Here is a 17,071-nt window from a genome sequence, read left to right on the forward strand (position 1 = left end):
TCAGAGCACCGAATGGTGGAAGTCGAAGTCCAGCCCGCCCGCGGCCTGCTGCACCAGGTTGCCCTGGATGTAGTCCACCCCGCTCATCCACAGCGTGGCCGCCGCCTGCGGATCCTCGACCTGCGGGCCGATGACCTGCAGCCCGAGCCGATGCGCGCGTTCGATGGCGTGGCGCATCTCGTCGCGCACGGTCGTGTCGTCGAGGCGGTTGGAGTAGAGCGCGGCCAGGCGCACGTAGCCGAGCGGCAGCTGGGTGAGCAGCGCATCGGCCTCGCGGCTGGCGTGGTACTGGCTCAGGCACAGCTGGATGCCGGCCGGAACCATGGCAGCACAGAATTCCTTTAGCGCCAGCGTGTGGATGAGCGCCTCGTCCTGGCGGACATCGATCACCAGGCTGCCGCCTTCGCCGCCGTGCGCGGCAAGGGTTTCGACGACGTGGTCCGCATAGCGCTCGCGCGCCAGGGTGCGCGCCGACTGCGAGACGAACAGGCGCACCGGCCGGCTCATCGCGCTGCGCTGGTGGAGCACGTCCACCGCCAGCTCCAGCACGCGGCGGTCGACCTCGTGCATCAGGTCGGCGGCGTCGGCGGCGGGCAGGAACTCGGCCGCGGCGTGCAGCCGGCCATCCTCGCCGCGCATGCGCAGCAGGGTCTGGTACTGCGCATCGTCGCCACCGGCCACGGCCACCACCGGCTGGAACGCGAGTTCGAAGCGGTTTTCGAGCAGCGCCTGGCGGACCGACTCGACCACGGCCTGGTCGTGGTTGCGCTGCGGCGGCGGCTGGAACCCGGCGATCGAGGCCGGCAGGCCGCGGGCCTCGCGCAGTGCGCGTTCGGCGGCGGCCAGCGCGCTGCTGGCATCGCCATAGGCATGCGAAAGGGTGGTGTAGCCGACGAAGGCCTGCAGCCGCACCGTTTCTTCGCCGACCGGGAACACGTGACGGCCCAGGGCATCGCGCAGGATGCGCGCGGTTTCCGGCAGCTGCTCGGGGGGCAGGACCGCGGCGTGGATCAGGTAGATGCTGTCGCTGAGGCGCGACACGGCGTTGCCGCTGGAGGCCTGGGCGATCCGGCCCCCGGCATCGGTCAGCAGCTGTTCCAGCCCCGCGTAGCCGTAGCGGTCGCGCAGGGCGCCGATGCCGGCGACCTCGAGCATGTAGATCGCGCCCTGGCCGTCGCCGGGGATCGCCGAATTGAGCAGCTGCAGCATGTGCGAGCGGGTGAACAGGCCGGTCACCGGGTGGCGCGCGCCGCCGTCGCGCTGCCTGGCCAGCATGCGCGCGCGACGCACGCGGCTCTGCACCGCGGCGATCAGGTGCCGCGGCCGCACCGGCTTGGTCAGGAAATCGTCGGCGCCGACCTCGAGGACCTCGAACTGGCGCTCGGGATCGGGGTCGCCGGTGAGGAACACGATCGGCACGTGGCCGTGCACGTCATGGCCACGGATCAAGTTGGTGAGTTCCACGCCGTCCATGCCTGGCATGTGCAGGTCCATCAGCACCAGGTCGGGGCGGAAGCTCTCGAGCGACGCCATGACCTCGGTGGCCACCGAAACCACTGCGGCCTCCATGCCGGCACCGCCGAGCACGCTCTCGGCGAACAGCCCCTGGCTCAGGTCGTCTTCCACCACCAGCACCCGGTACGGGGCCTCGACGCTGCCGTCCGCACCCACCTGGGGCTGCGGCGCGGGCACCGGTACAACGATCGGGGCGTCGGCTGCGGCGGCAAGCGGCGCGCCGGCATCGGCGCACCAGCGGCGCCAGTACTGCGGGGGCGGGAACTCCGCGCGGATCCCGGCGGCATGCGCGCGCGCCCGGGTCGCCGCGCCGCGCGCTGAGGTGTTGTCGATGCCGGCTGCTGCCTTTGCCACGTTCGTCGGTCCCCAAACAGGGTCGACGCCTCGCGCCCCCCGGCCGTCAAGCCTACAACGAACGCGCGCCCGGATCGCTGCGGGCCGTCGCAGTCAGGAGCCTGGCGCGGCGGCGTGCGGCGGCCGGCGGCGGAACAGGCGCCGCCAGATCCACCACAGCGCCAGCGCCAGCAGCACGCTGATCAGCGCCGCCAGGCCCAGCGCCAGCCAGGGATAGGCGAAGGCGAGACCCATCAGCCCGACCACCGCCACGTCCTCCGCCGCCGATGCGGTCCAGTTGCTGATCGGTTCCGGCGACGTGTTGATCAGTGCGCGGCTGGCGGCCTTGAGCACGTGGCTGCCGAGCGCGACGCCCGCGCCGGTGGCGAGCATGCCGGTCGAGAGGTCGCCGTCCGGCGACAGCGCGGCGGCGGCCAGGAAGGCGCCGGCCGGTACCCGGGCGAGGGTCTGCAGCAGGTCCCATGCGGAGTCGACGCCCGGGATCTTGTCGGCGAAGAACTCGACCAGCGCCAGCGCGCCGGAGATGCCCATCACCCACGGCGAGGTGGTGACCTCGAGCGCCTGTGGCAGGTCCAGCCAGCCAAGCGCGCCGGCCACGCCCACGCCGAACACCGTCATGTACACGCGGATGCCGGCAAGCCACGCCAGCAGCACGCCGATCGCGAACAGGTGGGCTTCGGACATCACGCATCTCCCGGAGTCTTACGCCCGGAGTATAGGGGCCTTGCGCCACGGCCGAGGACCCGCGCTACCATGCGCCGATGCCCGATTCCACGCTCCCGGAACATCCACACCCGCGCGCGCATCTCGCGCTGCTGGTCCTGCTCGCCGCCGCGCTGCTGTTCGGCCTGTGGGGCGTGTGGACGGTGGTCTCCGGCCGCGGTGGCGAGTCCGCGGCGGTCGGCTCGGAGCTCGACGGCCTGCGCCAGCAGGTGGCGACCCTGGCACGGTCCGACCAGGTGAGCCGCGAGGCCAACCAGGACCTGCAGGGCACCCTGGCCGAACGCGACGAGGAAGTCTCCGCACTGCGCGCCGACGTCGCCTTCTATGAACGCCTGGTCGGGTCCACCAGCCAGCGCCGCGGCCTGACCGTGCATGGCCTGCGCCTGCAGCCGCAGGGCGAGGGCGCCTGGCACTTCACCGCCACCCTCACCCAGACCTTGAACCGCGCCGCGGTCAGCCGCGGGCGGCTGACGCTGGCCGTCGAAGGCTCGCGCAACGGCAGCCTGGAGCGGCTCGAATGGAGCGACCTGCGCCCGCAGGATGACGCGATGGGTGCGGAGTATTCCTTCAAGTACTTCCAGCAGATCGAGGGCGACATCCTGCTGCCCGAGGGATTCACCCCGCTGCGGGTCCACGTGCGCCTCGCGCCGGCCGGCGCGCCCGCGGTCGACGGGTCCTTCCCGTGGACCGAGGCGGCAGGCGAAGCCACGCCACGTTCCAGCCCCGACGCTTGAAGCGCGGGGCCGGGCCCCCCATCCTGTCCGCATGGACACCATCATCGATCTTGCCGCCCCCGACTATCTCGGGCTGGACCGACCGCTCGATTTCACGCCGGCCGCCGCGGCCAAGGTCCGCGAGCTGATCAGCGAAGAGGGCAACCCGGCGCTGAAGCTGCGCGTGTACATCCAGGGCGGCGGCTGCTCGGGATTCCAGTACGGCTTCGAGTTCGACGAGACCCGTGGCGAAGACGACCTGGCGGTGGACACCGACGGCGTCACCCTGCTGGTCGACCCGCTGAGCCTGCAGTACCTGATGGGCGCGGCGGTGGATTACAGCGAGAGCCTGCACGGCGCGCAGTTCACCATCCGCAACCCGAACGCCAAGTCGACCTGCGGCTGCGGCAGCAGCTTCACCACATGACGGCACGGCGCACCGCGCCGTTCGCCTTCATCGACGCGCCGCTCGACCGCGCCGAACACCTCCGTGACGATGCCGAAGCCCTCGCGCGCCTGTGGGCGGATGGCCGCGTGCTGGTGGTCGACGCGGAGGGGCGCGCCTGGGCCGACGACCAGGGCCAGCTGCTGGCACCACCGTGCACAAGCCTCGGCCCGATGCCCGCGGATGCGCTGTTCCTGGGCCTGCGTGGCGATGAAGGCTGGTTTGCCATGCCTGCCGCCTCGGCGGTGGAATCCGGCGAGCCGCCCGGCGTCGACTTGCGCACCGCGGCCGGGCAATGGCCCGGGTTCGAAGCGACCGCGTTCGCGCAGGCGCGCGCGGTGCTGCACTGGCGCGCGCGCCACCGCCATTGCGGCGCCTGTGGCACGACTCTGACCTTTGCCCGCGCCGGCTGGCTGGGCCGCTGTCCGGGCTGCGCGCTGGAGCATTACCCGCGTACTGATCCGGCGGTGATCGTGGCGGTCAGCGATGGCGCGCGGCTGCTGCTCGGCCGCAGCCCGGCATGGCCGCCGCGTCGCTACTCGGTGCTCGCGGGTTTCGTGGAGCCGGGTGAATCGCTGGAGCAGACCGTGGTCCGCGAAGTGTTCGAGGAAAGCGCGGTGCGCGTGCGCGCCTGCCGCTACCTGGGGTCGCAGCCGTGGCCGTTTCCGTCGTCGCTGATGCTCGGCTTCGCGGCCGACGCCGAGCCCGATGTCCCGCGCTGCAACGACGAACTCGAGGACGCGCGCTGGTTCGATCGCGACGAAGTCGGCGCCGCGCTGCGCGGTGAATCGGGGGATGACGGACTGCTCCTGTCGCCGTCGATCTCGATCTCGCGCTGGCTGATCGAAGGCTGGTACGCCGGCACCGGCTGAGCCCGGCATCGGCCACGCGCGGGTGCCGTGGCTGCGGCTAGAATCGGCGCATGTTCGCCACCCTCTTTGCTGTCGTGATCGCGCTGGTGATCGGCCATGCCGCACCCGCATTCGCCGCCGCCATGCGTGATGACGGCTGGTACCGCGGCTGGCTGCGCTGGCTGGACGGCCGCTTTCCCGGTGACAGCTTCTGGCGCGGCCCGGGCGGCGTCCTGCTGGCGTTACTGCCACCGCTGTTCGTGGTCGGCCTGCTGCAACTGGCGCTGCGCGACGTGGTGTTCGGGCTGCCGGCGCTGCTGTTCGGCGTGGCGGTGCTGTTCTATTCGTGGGGGCCGCGCGACCTGGACCGCGATGTCGACGTGATCATCGATGCGCCGGATCCCACCGCACGTTCCGAAGCACTGGCCCTGCTGCGCCCGCCGGCCGCGGCGGGCGCAGCCTCCGCCGCCGATCCCGTGGGCCGGGTGTTCAGCGCGGCGCTGCGGCGCTGGTTCGGCGTGCTGCTCTGGTTCCTGCTGCTCGGCCCCGTGGGCGCGCTGCTGTACCGGCTCACGGCTACCGCCGCCGAAGGCGAGCCCGCGCTCTACCTGCCGTCAGGCTTCGTCGAAGGCGCCCGCCGCCTGCTGGCGCTGCTCGACTGGCCGGCGGCGCAGGTGATGGCGCTGTCGCTGGCGCTGGTCGGCAATTTCGACGTGGTGGTGGGGGCGTGGAAGGCGGGCGGCGGTGCCGGATTCACGCTCGATGCCGGATTCCTTCCCGCGGTCGGGCGCGCCAGCGTGCGCCACGAGCTGCTGGAAGAGGGCATGGAGGATGCCGCGCTGCCGCAGGCCTTGCGCGATGCGATGTCGCTGGTGTGGCGCATCCTGCTGGCGTGGCTGGCGCTCCTGGCGCTGTTCGTGGTCGCCGGCTGGGTGAACTAGGCGGCGTCGCCGCGCAGCGCGCGCACCTCTGCTTCAAGTGACGCCGCAGTGGCTTCATGGCCCGCGACTGGCGCCTGCGCCATCACTGCGACATGCGCGCGGAAGCGGCGCGGCACACGCATGCGGTCGAGCAGGCCGCCTGCGGCGGCGGCACCGCGGCGGCTCCACATGCTGGCCCACATCCCACGCAGCGCCATCGGCACCACCGGCACCGGGCGGCGCGCGAGGATGCGCTCGACGCCCGATTTGAACGGCGCGATCGCGCCGTCCTTCGTCAGCCGCCCTTCGGGGAAGATCAGCACCAGCTCGCCGTCGGCCAGCGCCGCGTCGATGGCGTCGAAGGCGCGTTCCATCATCGCCAGGTCTTCGCGCGGGCTGGCAATCGGGATCGCACCGGCGGCGCGAAAGATCCAGCGCATCACCGGGATCTGGAAGATCCGGTAGTACATGACGAAGCGCACCGGCCGCGGGATGCTCGCCGCCAGGATCAGCGCATCCATGTAGCTCACGTGGTTGCAGACCAGCAGCGCCGGGCCATCATCGGGCACGTGGCGTTCGATGCCGTGCAGCTCCAGCCGGTACAGCGTGCGCACCAGCAGCCAGCTGACGAAGCGCATCGCGAACTCGGGCACGATGGTGAAGATCCAGGTGGCGACCACCAGGTTGGCGATCGCCAGCGCCAGGAACACCTGCGGGATGCTCCAGCCCAGCACCTGCTGCAGCGCCAGACCGATGACCGCCGCAGCCACGATGAAGGCCGAGTTCTGGATGTTGAGGCCGGCAAACACGCGCGCCATCTCGTCCTTCGGCGTGCGGCTCTGCACCAGCGCGAACAGCGGCACGATGAACAGCCCGCAGGAGAAGCCGATGCCGGTGAGGTCGAACGCGATGCGCCAGCCGTTGTCACCGGCCAGGAACCCGGCGATGTCGAGCCCGGCCTGCGGCGCCAGGCCGCTGCGCGCGAAATACAGGTCCAGCATGAAGGCGCTGATGCCCAGCGCGCCCAGCGGCACCAGGCCGATCTCGACCGTGCGTGCGGAGAGCCTCTCGCACATCAGCGAGCCCACGCCCACGCCGATGGAGAACAGTGCCAGGCCGAAGATGTACAGGCTGGTGGAGCGCTCGGCCGCGCCCAGGTGCAGCTCGGCGTAGTTGGGCAGTTGCGCGGTCAGCACCGTGCCCACGAACCAGAACCACGACACGCCAAGGATCGCGTTGCGCACCGCCGGCGTGCGCCGGGTGAGCTTCCAGATGCGCACCGACTCCGGCACCGGGTTCCAGTTGACCTTGAGGTCCGGCGCACCGGCGTCGACGCGCGGGATCATGCGCGCGACCAGGTTGCCGGCGAGCGCGAGCGCGACCACCGATGCCGCCGCGGCTTCCGCGCCCCAGGTGCCCGCGACCTGGAAGATCAATCCGCCGTAGATCATGCCGGCGAGGATCGACAGCGAGGTGCCCATCTCCACCAGGCCGTTGCCGCCGGTGAGTTCTTCAGGCTTGAGCACCGCCGGCAGGATCGAATATTTCACCGGCCCGAACAGCGTCGACTGCATGCCGGTCGCGAACAGCGCCACCAGCAGCAGCGGCATGCTGCCGAGCAGGAAGCCGATGCCGGCCAGCGACATGATCCCGATCTCCATCGCCGTGGTGATGCGGATCAGGCGCTGTTTCTCCAGCTTCTCGGCGAACTGCCCGGCGATCGCCGAAAACAGGAAATACGGCGCAATGAACAACGCCGGCGCGAGGTTGGTGTAGAGCGTGCGCTGCTCGCTGTCGACGCCGAGGTAGAACAGCAGGCCGATGATCGCCTGCCGGTACACGTTGTCGTTGAAGGCGCCGAGCGCCTGTACGCCGAAGTAGGGCAGGAAGCGGCGCTGGCTGAGCAGTGCGAACTGGCTGTGGCGCATGCGGCCCCCGGTCGAGTGGCCGCGAGACTAGCAGACCTGTTGCGCGGTGCGGACGACAGGCAGGTGGCTTGCCGTCCGACGTGTCAGGCGCTCGCGGCCTTCTTCGCACGCGGCTTGGCTTTCGCCTTGGGTGCGCTCGACAGCGCCTCGAGTCGCGCCTGCGCCTCGCGCTTGCCGAGCGAACGCAGCGGCACGATGCCCGCGACCTGGGTGGCGCGGGGAATGGTCTTGCCGTTTTCCCAGTTGTACACCGATTGCGCGCTGGCGCCGGCCAGCTTGCCGAAGTCGGCGGCGGACAGGTCGAGGCGCGCGCGCAGCGACTTCAGGCCCTTGGCGGAGAAGCGCGATGAGCTGGTTTCATCCTCGTCACCGGAAGTATCGACCGCCTGCTTGGCGCCGGACTTTTTCAGTTGCCGGGACAGGACGGCCACCTGGCGCTTTAGTTCGGCGATGTCGCGGCGGTAACCGCTGCTGGCCTTGCGCAGCGCATCGGTCTGCGTCTTGATTTCCTTGCGCGCAAGACGCGAGATTTCAGTCTTGAGAGTCGAGGCGAGATTGGACACCGGCAATACCTTGTTCGGGGGATTCGCGAGTTTAGCGATAACCCGGCAAATATCCATGTGAGGGTCATCGTCACAGTATCCCGTTGGAATGGCGGGATACCCCATATGACGGGATTTGATATGTCCCGGGCATCCATCCGGCATGGCCGGCGATGCCTTCATCGCGCCTTTCCCTTGGCGATGCTGGAATGCGCGCGACAAACCCATGGGAGCGGGGCGATGCGCTACATCCTGTTGATGGTGCTGGCCGCGATGCTGAGCGGCTGCGGCTACAACCAGATCCAGCAGAAGGACGAGGCGGTCGACGCCGGCTGGTCCGAAGTGCTCAACCAGTACAAGCGCCGTGCGGACCTGGTTCCGAACCTGGTCTCCACGGTGAAGGGCTACGCCGCGCATGAGCAGCAGGTCCTGACCGCGGTCACCGAGGCGCGCGCCAAGGTGGGCGAGATCAACGTCAACGCCGATGACCCGGCTTCGCTGCAGCAGTTCCAGCAGGCGCAGGGCGAGCTTTCGAGCGCGCTGTCGCGGTTGATGGTGGTGGTGGAGAACTATCCCAACCTCAAGGCCGACCAGGGTTTCCTCAACCTGCAGACGCAGCTGGAGGGCACCGAGAACCGCATCACCGTGGCCCGCGGCCGCTACATCCAGCTGGTGCAGGACTACAACACCTATATCCGTTCGTTCCCGCAGAACCTGGTCGCGATGATGTTCGGCCACAAGGTGCGGCCCAACTTCAACGTCGAGAACGAGCGCGAACTCCAGGAGGCGCCGGCGGTCGACTTTGGCGCGGCGGCGGCCAACGAGCCGCAGCTGCAAACGCAGCTGGTGGCCTGAGCGGCCGCGGAGCGCCACGATGCGCCGGCGCGCGGAGGTGATCGGCGGATGGTGGCCGGGCCTGTTGCTGGCGTTCGTGCTGGCATGCCTGCCGGGGCAGCACGCACGCGCGCAGGAGCTCGCCGCGGTGCCGGCGCTGGACTCGCCGGTGGTCGACACCACCGGCACGCTCGATGCCGCGCAGCGCACGCAGCTGGAACGCCAGGCGCTGGACCTGCAGCAGCGCAAGGGCAGCCAGCTGCAGGTGCTGGTGGTCGCCAGCACGCAGCCGGAATCGATCGAGCAGTTCACGCAGCGCGTGTTCGACCAGTGGCGGCCCGGGCGCAAGGGCGTCGACGATGCGGTGCTGGTGGTGGTCGCCAAGGATGATCGCCGCGTGCGCATCCAGCCCGGCTACGGGCTGGAAGGCGCGATCCCGGACATCACCGCCGGGCGGATCATCCAGGAATACATGGCGCCGAAGTTCCGGGCCGGTGATTACGGTGGCGGGATCATCGATGCCACCGCGGTTCTGGTGCGGCTGATCGATGGCGAGCCGCTGCCGGAGCCGATCGCAGGACACCGCGGTGACGGTGATCGTGGCGGTGGCGGAGGAAGCAACTGGCTGGGCGCACTGTTCGCCGCGTTCGTGGTCGCGACCATCGTGCGCGGCGTGTTCGGGCGCGCACCCGCGCTCCTGCGTGGCCTGTTCACCGGCGGCGCCGCCGGTGCCGCGGCCTGGCTGCTTTCGGCCGCGCTCGGACTGGGCGGCATTGCCGCGGTGATCGGCTTCCTGTTCGGACTGTCCAAGGCCTCGGGTGGGCGCTACGTGCGCCATGGCGGCTGGGGCGGGTTTGGCGGCGGTGGCTGGGGCGGTGGCGGCTTCGGCGGCGGAGGGGGCGGAGGTGGTGGCGGCTGGTCGGGCGGCGGCGGCATGAGCGGAGGCGGTGGCGCCTCGGGGAGCTGGTGATGGCGATGGTGATGCGCCTGCTGCGGCACCTGTTCGCGCCCGAGGCGAGCGGCGTGTTTCCCGCCGCCAGCCTGCAGCGGATCGCGGACGCCGTGGCGGCGGGCGAACAGCGCCACCGCGGCGAGGTGTGCTTAGCGGTGGAGCCGGCGCTGCCGGCGTGGCGCGTGGTCCGGGGCATGATCGCGCGCGAGCGCGCGCTCGACGTCTTCGCGCAGCTGCGCGTCTGGGACACGCAGGCCAACAACGGCGTGCTGGTCTACCTGCTGCTGGCCGACCACCGGATCGAGATCGTCGCCGACCGCGGGTTCGACGGGCTGGTCGGCGACGCGCAGTGGCGCGATGCATGCCGGCTGATGGAAGAACGGCTCGCGGCGGGGGAGCCGGAAGCGGCCGCAATGGCCGGCGTCGGCGCGGTCACGAGCCTCCTGATCCGTCACTTTCCCCGCATGACGGGGGATGTCGACGAGAACGAGCTGCCGGACCTGCCGCGGCTGCTTTGAGCGGCTCCGCTGCGCCGCCGCGTCGGAGGATCAGTCCGGCGCCAGCCACGCACCGAGCGCGGCCAGCACCACCATCAGCACCAACCCGCCGCCGGCGATGCGGCCATAGCGCGCGCCGCCGCTGGCGAAGGCCAGCACCACCTTGGTCAGCGCGGACGCGGCGAGCAGGCCGGCCACGCCCCATCGCGCCTGCGCGTGCGACAGGCCGCCGAGATCGGCCAGCCGCGCGATGGTGGCGCCCGCGGCCTGCAGTTCGGCCAGCGCGGCGACCGTTGCACCGACCAGGGCGCCGGCGTCGCCAAACATGCGGCGCAGGGCCTCGGCGGCGAGCATCACCGCGGCAATCAGCAGCGCGACCCCAAGTGCGTGGCTCAGGTGGAAGGCGCGCGCCTGCGGTGCCTGGGCGGCGGGGGTGTCACCGCGGGTCCGGTGCAGGCCGGTGGCGGCGACCAGCAGCAGGCCGATCGCGGCGCCGCCCAGCGGCCACGCCGCCGCGCGCAGGAACCCCGGCGAGACCGCGCCGATCACCGCCGCCAGCAGCAGCACCGAGGCGAGGTTGGACAGCAGCGCCGCGGCGGCGGCTTCGGTCGACAGCCGCGGTTCGTCGCGCGCCAGGCGGCCGTAGCTCGCGACTGCGGCGGTGGACGACGCGAAGCCGGAGAAGAAGCCGGCCACCGGCAGTCCGCGGCGCGCGCCGACCGCGCGCAGCGCGACGTGCCCGAGCATGCCCACCGCCAGCACCAGCACCACGATCCGCCAGAGCATCGACGGCTGCAGCACGCCCCATGGATCGAGCGGCACGTCGGGGAGCAGCGGCAGCACCACCAGCGCGGCGGCGGCGAGCAACAGGCCGTCCTTCACTTCGCGCTCGCTGATGAGCTCGCGGCTCAGGCGCCGCAGCGGATCCTTCGCCCACAGCAGCAGCGCAGCCACCACGCCCAGGCCCGCGGCCAGCGATGCGGATTCGCGCGACAGCCCGCCCAGCGCCACGGTGAGCAGCATCGCGACTTCACCGGTGAGGCCCGGGTCCTCGTTGCACGTGCGCACGTAGGCGGCATGCGCCAGCACGGCGACGGCCAGCAGCACCGCGATCCAGGCGGCGATGCCGAAGCCGTAGCCGATGGCGCCCAGCAGGCCCAGCAGCGCATGGGTGCGTACGCCGGCGATGCCGGTGCCTTCGGTGTGCGCGCGCTCGCGCACCGCGCCGATCAGCAGGCCGATGCCGAGCGCGGCGCTGAGCGCTCGGACCACTTCGTTCCAGTCCATGGCGCAGCGCCTGTTGCGTCAGCCGCGTTCGCGCGCGATCGCGCGCCAACCAATGTCGTGGCGGTGGAACTCGCCATGCCAGGAGATGCCGGCCAGTTCGGCATAGGCGCGCTGCTGTGCGTCGGCGACGCTGTCGCCCAGCGCGCAGACACACAGCACGCGGCCACCGGCGGTGACCGCCTGGCCACCCTCGAGGCGGGTGCCGGCGTGGAATACACGGGTGTCGTCGAGGTCGGGCACGTCCCAGGTGTTGATGACATCGCCGGTGCGCGGCGCCTCCGGGTAGCCTTCGGCCGCCATCACCACGCCCAGCGCCGGCCGCGGATCCCAGCGCGCCTCCATGCCGGCCAGCCGGCCGTCGATGGCGGCCTGGACCAGTGCCGCGAGGTCCGACTGCAGCCGCATCATCACCGGCTGGGTTTCCGGGTCGCCGAAGCGCACGTTGAATTCGATGACCTTGGGCATGCCGTCGCCGTCGATCATCAGGCCCGCGTACAGGAAGCCGGTGAACGGAGTGCCGTCGGCGGCCATGCCGCGCACGGTTGGCTCGATCACCTCGCGCATGACCCGCGCGTGCACTTCGGGCGTGACCACCGGCGCCGGCGAATACGCGCCCATGCCGCCGGTGTTGGGGCCGGTGTCGCCGTCGCCGACGCGTTTGTGGTCCTGGCTGGTGGCCATCGGCAGCGCGGTCGTGCCGTCGACGATGGCGATGAAGCTGGCCTCTTCGCCGTCGAGGAATTCTTCCACCACCACGCGTGCGCCGGCGTCGCCGAACGCATTGCCGTCCAGCATGTCGGCGACCGCGGCTTCCGCCTCGGCCAGCGTCATCGCGACGATCACGCCCTTGCCGGCGGCCAGGCCGTCGGCCTTGATCACGATCGGCGCGCCGAGGGCGCGTACGTGCGCGAGTGCTGCATCCACGTCGGTGAACACCGCGTAGTGCGCGGTGGGAATGCGGTGGCGTTCCAGGAAGGCCTTGGCGAAGGCTTTGCTGCCCTCGAGCTGCGCGGCGGCGGCGGTGGGGCCGAAGATGCGCAGCCCGGCGGCGCGGAAACGATCGACGATGCCGGCAACCAGCGGCACCTCGGGGCCGACCAGCGTGAACGCTACGGCCTCGTCGCGCGCCAGCTGCAGCAGCGCATCCAGGTCGGTGGCGGCGATGGCGACGTTGCGGCATTTGCCCTCGGTCGCGGTGCCGGCGTTGCCGGGGGCGACGAGGACGTCGTGCACGTCAGGCGACTGCGCCAGCTTCCAGGCCAGCGCGTGCTCGCGGCCGCCGGAGCCAATGACCAGGACTTTCATGCGTCAACCTCGCCGTTCAACTGGGTGGGAGCATAGCCCCCTGAGTCAGGGGGCGATTCGCGCCATACGCGCGAAGTCATCAATGCCGGAAGTGGCGGACGCCGGTGAACACCATGGCGATGCCGTGCTCGTCGGCGGCGGCGATCACCTCGGCGTCGCGCATCGAACCGCCGGGCTGGATCACCGCGCGGATGCCGGCCGCGGCCGCGGCATCGATGCCGTCGCGGAACGGGAAAAACGCATCCGACGCCATCACCGCACCCGGCACTTCGAGCCCGGCCTCTTCCGCCTTCAGGCCGGCGATCTTCGCGCTCACCACGCGGCTCATCTGCCCGGCGCCGATGCCGACGGTGTGCTGGCCACTGGCGTAGACGATCGCGTTCGACTTCACGAACTTCGCGACCCGCCAGGCGAACAGCAGGCTGTTGAACTCGGCCGGATCGGGCGCACGTTGCGTGACCACGCGCAGCTCTTCGCGCGTGACCTCGCGGTTGTCGGCGTCCTGCATCAGCAGGCCCGAGCCGACGCGCTTCACGTCCATCATGTTGCGGCCCGCGCCATGCGCGATGCGCAGTACGCGCACGTTGGCCTTGCGGCGCGCGACATCCAGCGCGCCCGCGTCGTAGTCCGGCGCGATCAGCACCTCGACGAACTGGCGGTCGAGGATCACTTTGGCGGTGGCGGCGTCGAGCGTGGTGTTGAAGGCGATGATGCCGCCGAAGGCCGAGGTCGGGTCGGTGGCGTAGGCACGCTCGTAGGCATCACTGCAGCCCGCTCCCGTGGCCACGCCGCAGGGATTGGCGTGCTTCACGATCACGCAGGCCGGCGTGTCGAACTGGCGCACGCATTCCCACGCCGCGTCGGCATCGGCCAGGTTGTTGTAGCTGAGCTCCTTGCCCTGCAGCTGGGTGAGCGTCGCCAGCGTGCCCGGCACCGGGTACAGGTCGCGGTAGAACGCGCCGCGCTGGTGCGGGTTTTCGCCGTAGCGCAGGTCCATCACCTTCACGAAGCTGCCGTTCGCCTGCGCGGGGAATGCGCCGCGCGTGCCGTCGTCGCCGATCGACGACAGGTAGTCGCTGATGCAGGCGTCGTACTGCGCCACGCGGTTGAACGCCGCGACCGACAGCGCGAAGCGCGTCTTCGCCGACAGCGTGCCGTCGTGGGCGTCGAGTTCGGCGAGCACGCCGGCGTACTGCGCCGGATCGGTCGCCACCGCGACGCGCGCGAAGTTCTTGGCCGCCGAGCGCAGCATCGCCGGGCCGCCGATGTCGATGTTCTCGACGATGTCATCCAGGCTGCTGGCCGGATCGGCCGACACCTGCTCGAACGGATACAGGTTGAGCACCAGCAGGTCGATCGGCGCGATGCCGTGTTCGGCCATCACCCCCTCGTCGGTGCCGGCGCGCCCGAGCAGGCCGCCGTGCACCACCGGGTGCAGGGTCTTGACCCGGCCATCCATCATTTCCGGGAAGCCGGTGGCGTCGGCGACATCGCGCACCGCCAGTCCGGCGTCGCGCAGCGTGCGCGCGGTACCGCCGGTGGAGAGGAGTTCGACACCACGTGCGGCGAGTGCGCGCGCGAGGTCGACCAGCCCGGTCTTGTCGGACACGGACAGCAGGGCCCGGCGCAGGGGCAGGCGGTCGATGGTCATGGGATGCGTGGGGGCAGCGGGAAAGCGGCAATTATACGACCGGGCCCGAAGCACCGGCCCGCACCGCGGCTTCAGACGATGCCGTAGTCGCGCAGCTTGCGGCGCAGCGTGGCGCGGTGGATGCCGAGGATCGCCGCAGCGCGGCTCTGGTTGCCTTCGCAGTGGTTCAGGACCTCGACGAAGAGCGGGATCTCGAGCTCGCGCAGGGCGATCTCGTAGAGATGCTCTTCATCGCAGCCGTCGAGGTCGCGGATATAGCGGCGCACGGCGTTCGCGACGTGCTCGCGCAGCGGCGGACGCGGCGTGCCGCGCGCAGGCGGCTCGGATTGGTCGGCAGCGTTCAAAGGGGTCCCGGAAGCACCGCGCCCTGGCGGCGCGGATCACGGACGAGTCTAGCGCGCGCCCGGCGGGCAAGCCAATTGGCGCCGACTCAGCGGAAGTCGAACATGAAGGCGACCGCGCCCCGGCCCGGTTCGCGCACGTCCATGCGGATCACCGCGCCCGCGCCGCTGTCGATGAGCGCGCCGTCCGGCGCCTGCCCCAGGTATTCGTCGGGCGCGAATGCGCGCGTGCCCAGCGGGCGGCCGTCGACATCGGACAGGGTCAGCACCACCTCCGGCCACGGCTGCGGCCAGGCGGCGTTGTTGCGGAAGCTGGCGGTGATGCGCAGCGTGTCGGCGCGTTGCGGATGCGGGCGTACGTCGCGTTCGAGCAGCGCGAACGCGGCAGGTTCGCGCCACGGCGGCAGCGTGCAGCGCAGCAGCGCGCAGGTGCGGGCCACGACCGGACGCCAGGCGGGGTCGGCCGCCAGCCGTGCGCGGTCGGCGAGCAGCCACTGCACGCCGAGCAGTGCGGTCAGGCCGACGATGGCGGCCGGCATGACCCAGCGCCGCCCGGGCGGCACATCGGCGGCGATGCGACGCGCGCGGGCGAAGCTCGGTGCCGGCTTGCCGGTGCGGCGTGCCGGTGTCGGCGCGATGACGGAGGCGTCCGCAGCGGCGGGCTGGGCGGGCACGTCGCCTGCGGGTGTGGGTACGTCGTCGGCGATATCCGGGAGAACGCCAGGGCCCGCGGTGTCCAGGCTTGCTTCCTCCGCGTTCGCCGCGTGTTCTCCGTCAGCAAGCTTCACCGCATTCGCGAGGTCGGGCGACGGGGCAGGTGCCGCCGCGACTGCTGTCGACGCCGCCGCATCCTGCGGCGCAACGTCGCCTTCTGCGACATCGGTGCCGCTCCGCAGCAGCGAAGCCACCGAGATCGCCGGGCGCGCGAGCAGCTCCGCGTCCGCATCGCGCGCGGGTCCGAAGGCATCTTCGATGGCCGCGGCCACGCCGCTGCGCGCGGCTTCGATCGCGTCGGCGTCGGGGCCGCGCACGTCATGCGCCTGCTCCGGCGGCCGTGTGGCATCGAGCTGTGCCGCGCAGCGCGGGCAGCGCGGCGGCGGCAGGTCGGTGGCCGGATCGGTGGCGATCAGGCCGCGGCAGTACGGGCAGTTGATGAACATGGCGGCTATTCAAGCATGCGCGGCGGACGCCGTGCAGGCACCCGGGCGCTCACGCCACGCTGCGGCGCACGCCGTCGATACGCACCCAGTCGCCGTCGATGGCCACGTCGAGATCGTCGAACCAGGTGCCGTAGCGCGCCAGCAGCGCGTCCTGCTGGCCGTCGAGGATGCCCGACAGCGCCAGCCGTCCACCCGGCGCCACGCGCGCGGCGATGGTGTCGGCAAGCGCATCGAGCGCGGAGGCGAGGATGTTGGCCACCACCACCGGCCAGGTGCCGGGCGGCGCGTCGTCGGGCGCGAAGACTGCCAGGCGCGCATCCACGCCGTTGCGGGCGGCGTTGTCGTGCGTCGCGAGCAGTGCCTGCGGATCGTTGTCGATGCCGGTGGCTTCGGCCGCGCCCAGCTTCAGCGCCGCCAGCGCGAGGATGCCGCTGCCGCAGCCGAAATCCAGCACGCGCGCGCCGGCCAGCACGCCATCGGCCGCCAGCCCGTCCAGCCAGCGCAGGCACAGCGCGGTGGTCGGGTGGGTGCCGGAGCCGAACGCCAGCCCCGGGTCCAGGCGCACCACCGCGGCATCGCCGCCGGCGGCATCGTCAGGCAGCTCGCGGTTCCACGGCACGATCCAGGTGCGCTTGCCGAACCGGAGCGGTTCGTACTGGTCCATCCACGCGCGCTCCCAGTCCTGGTCCTCGACGCGGCGGAACGCCACGCGTGCCCAGTCGAGGTCGGGGTCGAAGCTTTCCAGCGCGGCGAGCAGCAGCAGCGCGTCGGCGTCGTGGGCGAACAGCGCGGTCAGGCTGATGTCGTCCCACAGCGGCGTTTCGCCGACGCCGGGCTCGAGGATCGCGTGTTCGTTGCTGGTGCCGGCATCGGCATCGAGCATGGTCACCGCCAGCGCGCCGACGTCGTCGAGCGCGTGCTCGTAGCGGGCCTGCTCGGATTCGCGGCAGCGCAGGGTCAGTTCGAGGAAGGGCATCGCACGCCACCGGGACCTGGGGCGTGCATGGTACGGCCTTGCAGGCGTGGAAGCCGGCCCGGGACTGCCCGGGCCGG

General features: G+C 71.3%; 17 protein-coding genes. 7 read left to right on the top strand and 10 right to left on the bottom strand.

Going from position 1 to position 17,071, the window contains the following annotated elements:
- On the bottom strand, positions 1-1,869 hold the full coding sequence (locus tag JGR64_RS01980; protein ID WP_234446979.1) for an EAL domain-containing response regulator: 1,869 nt from the start codon (positions 1,867-1,869) through the stop codon (positions 1-3).
- A 93-nt stretch (positions 1,870-1,962) separates the two neighbouring features.
- Entirely contained in the window at positions 1,963-2,553 is a 591-nt protein-coding gene (locus JGR64_RS01985) for a DUF4126 domain-containing protein (protein ID WP_199374861.1), read from the bottom strand.
- Positions 2,554-2,630: 77 nt separating this feature from the next.
- Between JGR64_RS01985 and JGR64_RS01990 the strand changes: the two genes are divergently transcribed.
- From JGR64_RS01990 to JGR64_RS02005, 4 genes are read left to right on the top strand one after another with little or no spacing between them, the layout of a single operon-like run.
- Complete coding sequence (locus tag JGR64_RS01990) at positions 2,631-3,326, top strand: DUF6776 family protein (protein WP_199374862.1); 696 nt, start codon at positions 2,631-2,633, stop codon at positions 3,324-3,326.
- 31 nt (positions 3,327-3,357) lie between these two features.
- Complete coding sequence (gene erpA, locus JGR64_RS01995) at positions 3,358-3,732, top strand: iron-sulfur cluster insertion protein ErpA (protein WP_185114677.1); 375 nt, start codon at positions 3,358-3,360, stop codon at positions 3,730-3,732.
- Complete coding sequence (nudC, locus tag JGR64_RS02000) at positions 3,729-4,622, top strand: NAD(+) diphosphatase (protein ID WP_199374863.1); 894 nt, start codon at positions 3,729-3,731, stop codon at positions 4,620-4,622. Before erpA ends, nudC begins: the two co-directional genes overlap by 4 nt.
- Positions 4,623-4,672: 50 nt before the next feature.
- Complete coding sequence (locus JGR64_RS02005; RefSeq protein WP_199374864.1) at positions 4,673-5,542, top strand: hypothetical protein; 870 nt, start codon at positions 4,673-4,675, stop codon at positions 5,540-5,542.
- Here JGR64_RS02005 and JGR64_RS02010 read toward each other — a convergent pair.
- Positions 5,539-7,449 (bottom strand): MFS transporter, encoded by a 1,911-nt coding sequence (locus JGR64_RS02010; protein ID WP_199374865.1) that lies wholly within the window; start codon positions 7,447-7,449, stop codon positions 5,539-5,541. The two genes, JGR64_RS02005 and JGR64_RS02010, sit on opposite strands and share 4 nt — an antisense overlap.
- Positions 7,450-7,532: 83 nt before the next feature.
- Positions 7,533-8,219, bottom strand: a complete 687-nt coding sequence (locus tag JGR64_RS02015) for a helix-turn-helix domain-containing protein (protein ID WP_234446980.1) — start codon at positions 8,217-8,219, stop codon at positions 7,533-7,535.
- A 12-nt stretch (positions 8,220-8,231) separates the two neighbouring features.
- On the opposite strand from JGR64_RS02015, the gene JGR64_RS02020 reads away from it, so the two are divergent.
- Genes JGR64_RS02020 through JGR64_RS02030 form a run of 3 tightly spaced genes read left to right on the top strand, consistent with a single transcriptional unit; the run spans position 8,232 to position 10,295 of the window.
- Positions 8,232-8,846: a LemA family protein gene (locus JGR64_RS02020; RefSeq protein ID WP_199374867.1), complete on the top strand. Its 615-nt coding sequence runs from the start codon at positions 8,232-8,234 to the stop codon at positions 8,844-8,846.
- 19 nt (positions 8,847-8,865) lie between these two features.
- Positions 8,866-9,795, top strand: a complete 930-nt coding sequence (locus tag JGR64_RS02025; RefSeq protein WP_199374868.1) for a TPM domain-containing protein — start codon at positions 8,866-8,868, stop codon at positions 9,793-9,795.
- Positions 9,796-9,806: 11 nt separating this feature from the next.
- Positions 9,807-10,295 (top strand): TPM domain-containing protein, encoded by a 489-nt coding sequence (locus tag JGR64_RS02030; RefSeq protein WP_199375151.1) that lies wholly within the window; start codon positions 9,807-9,809, stop codon positions 10,293-10,295.
- A gap of 30 nt (positions 10,296-10,325) precedes the next feature.
- Here the strand turns inward: JGR64_RS02030 and JGR64_RS02035 are convergent, their stop codons facing one another.
- From JGR64_RS02035 to prmA, 6 genes are all read right to left on the bottom strand, one after another.
- On the bottom strand, positions 10,326-11,561 hold the full coding sequence (locus JGR64_RS02035; protein WP_199374869.1) for an MgtC/SapB family protein: 1,236 nt from the start codon (positions 11,559-11,561) through the stop codon (positions 10,326-10,328).
- A gap of 18 nt (positions 11,562-11,579) precedes the next feature.
- Positions 11,580-12,866: a phosphoribosylamine--glycine ligase gene (gene purD / locus JGR64_RS02040; protein WP_199374870.1), complete on the bottom strand. Its 1,287-nt coding sequence runs from the start codon at positions 12,864-12,866 to the stop codon at positions 11,580-11,582.
- Positions 12,867-12,945: 79 nt separating this feature from the next.
- On the bottom strand, positions 12,946-14,517 hold the full coding sequence (purH, locus tag JGR64_RS02045) for a bifunctional phosphoribosylaminoimidazolecarboxamide formyltransferase/IMP cyclohydrolase (RefSeq protein WP_199374871.1): 1,572 nt from the start codon (positions 14,515-14,517) through the stop codon (positions 12,946-12,948).
- 71 nt (positions 14,518-14,588) lie between these two features.
- Positions 14,589-14,861 (bottom strand): DNA-binding transcriptional regulator Fis, encoded by a 273-nt coding sequence (fis, locus tag JGR64_RS02050; RefSeq protein WP_199374872.1) that lies wholly within the window; start codon positions 14,859-14,861, stop codon positions 14,589-14,591.
- Positions 14,862-14,947: 86 nt separating this feature from the next.
- Positions 14,948-16,018, bottom strand: coding sequence for a DUF3426 domain-containing protein (locus JGR64_RS02055; protein ID WP_199374873.1), 1,071 nt, complete (start codon positions 16,016-16,018; stop codon positions 14,948-14,950).
- A gap of 49 nt (positions 16,019-16,067) precedes the next feature.
- On the bottom strand, positions 16,068-16,994 hold the full coding sequence (gene prmA, locus JGR64_RS02060; protein WP_199374874.1) for a 50S ribosomal protein L11 methyltransferase: 927 nt from the start codon (positions 16,992-16,994) through the stop codon (positions 16,068-16,070).
- Positions 16,995-17,071 lie beyond the last annotated feature (77 nt).

It is taken from the genome of Luteimonas sp. MC1572, assembly GCF_016615815.1.
Lineage (GTDB): Bacteria > Pseudomonadota > Gammaproteobacteria > Xanthomonadales > Xanthomonadaceae > Luteimonas.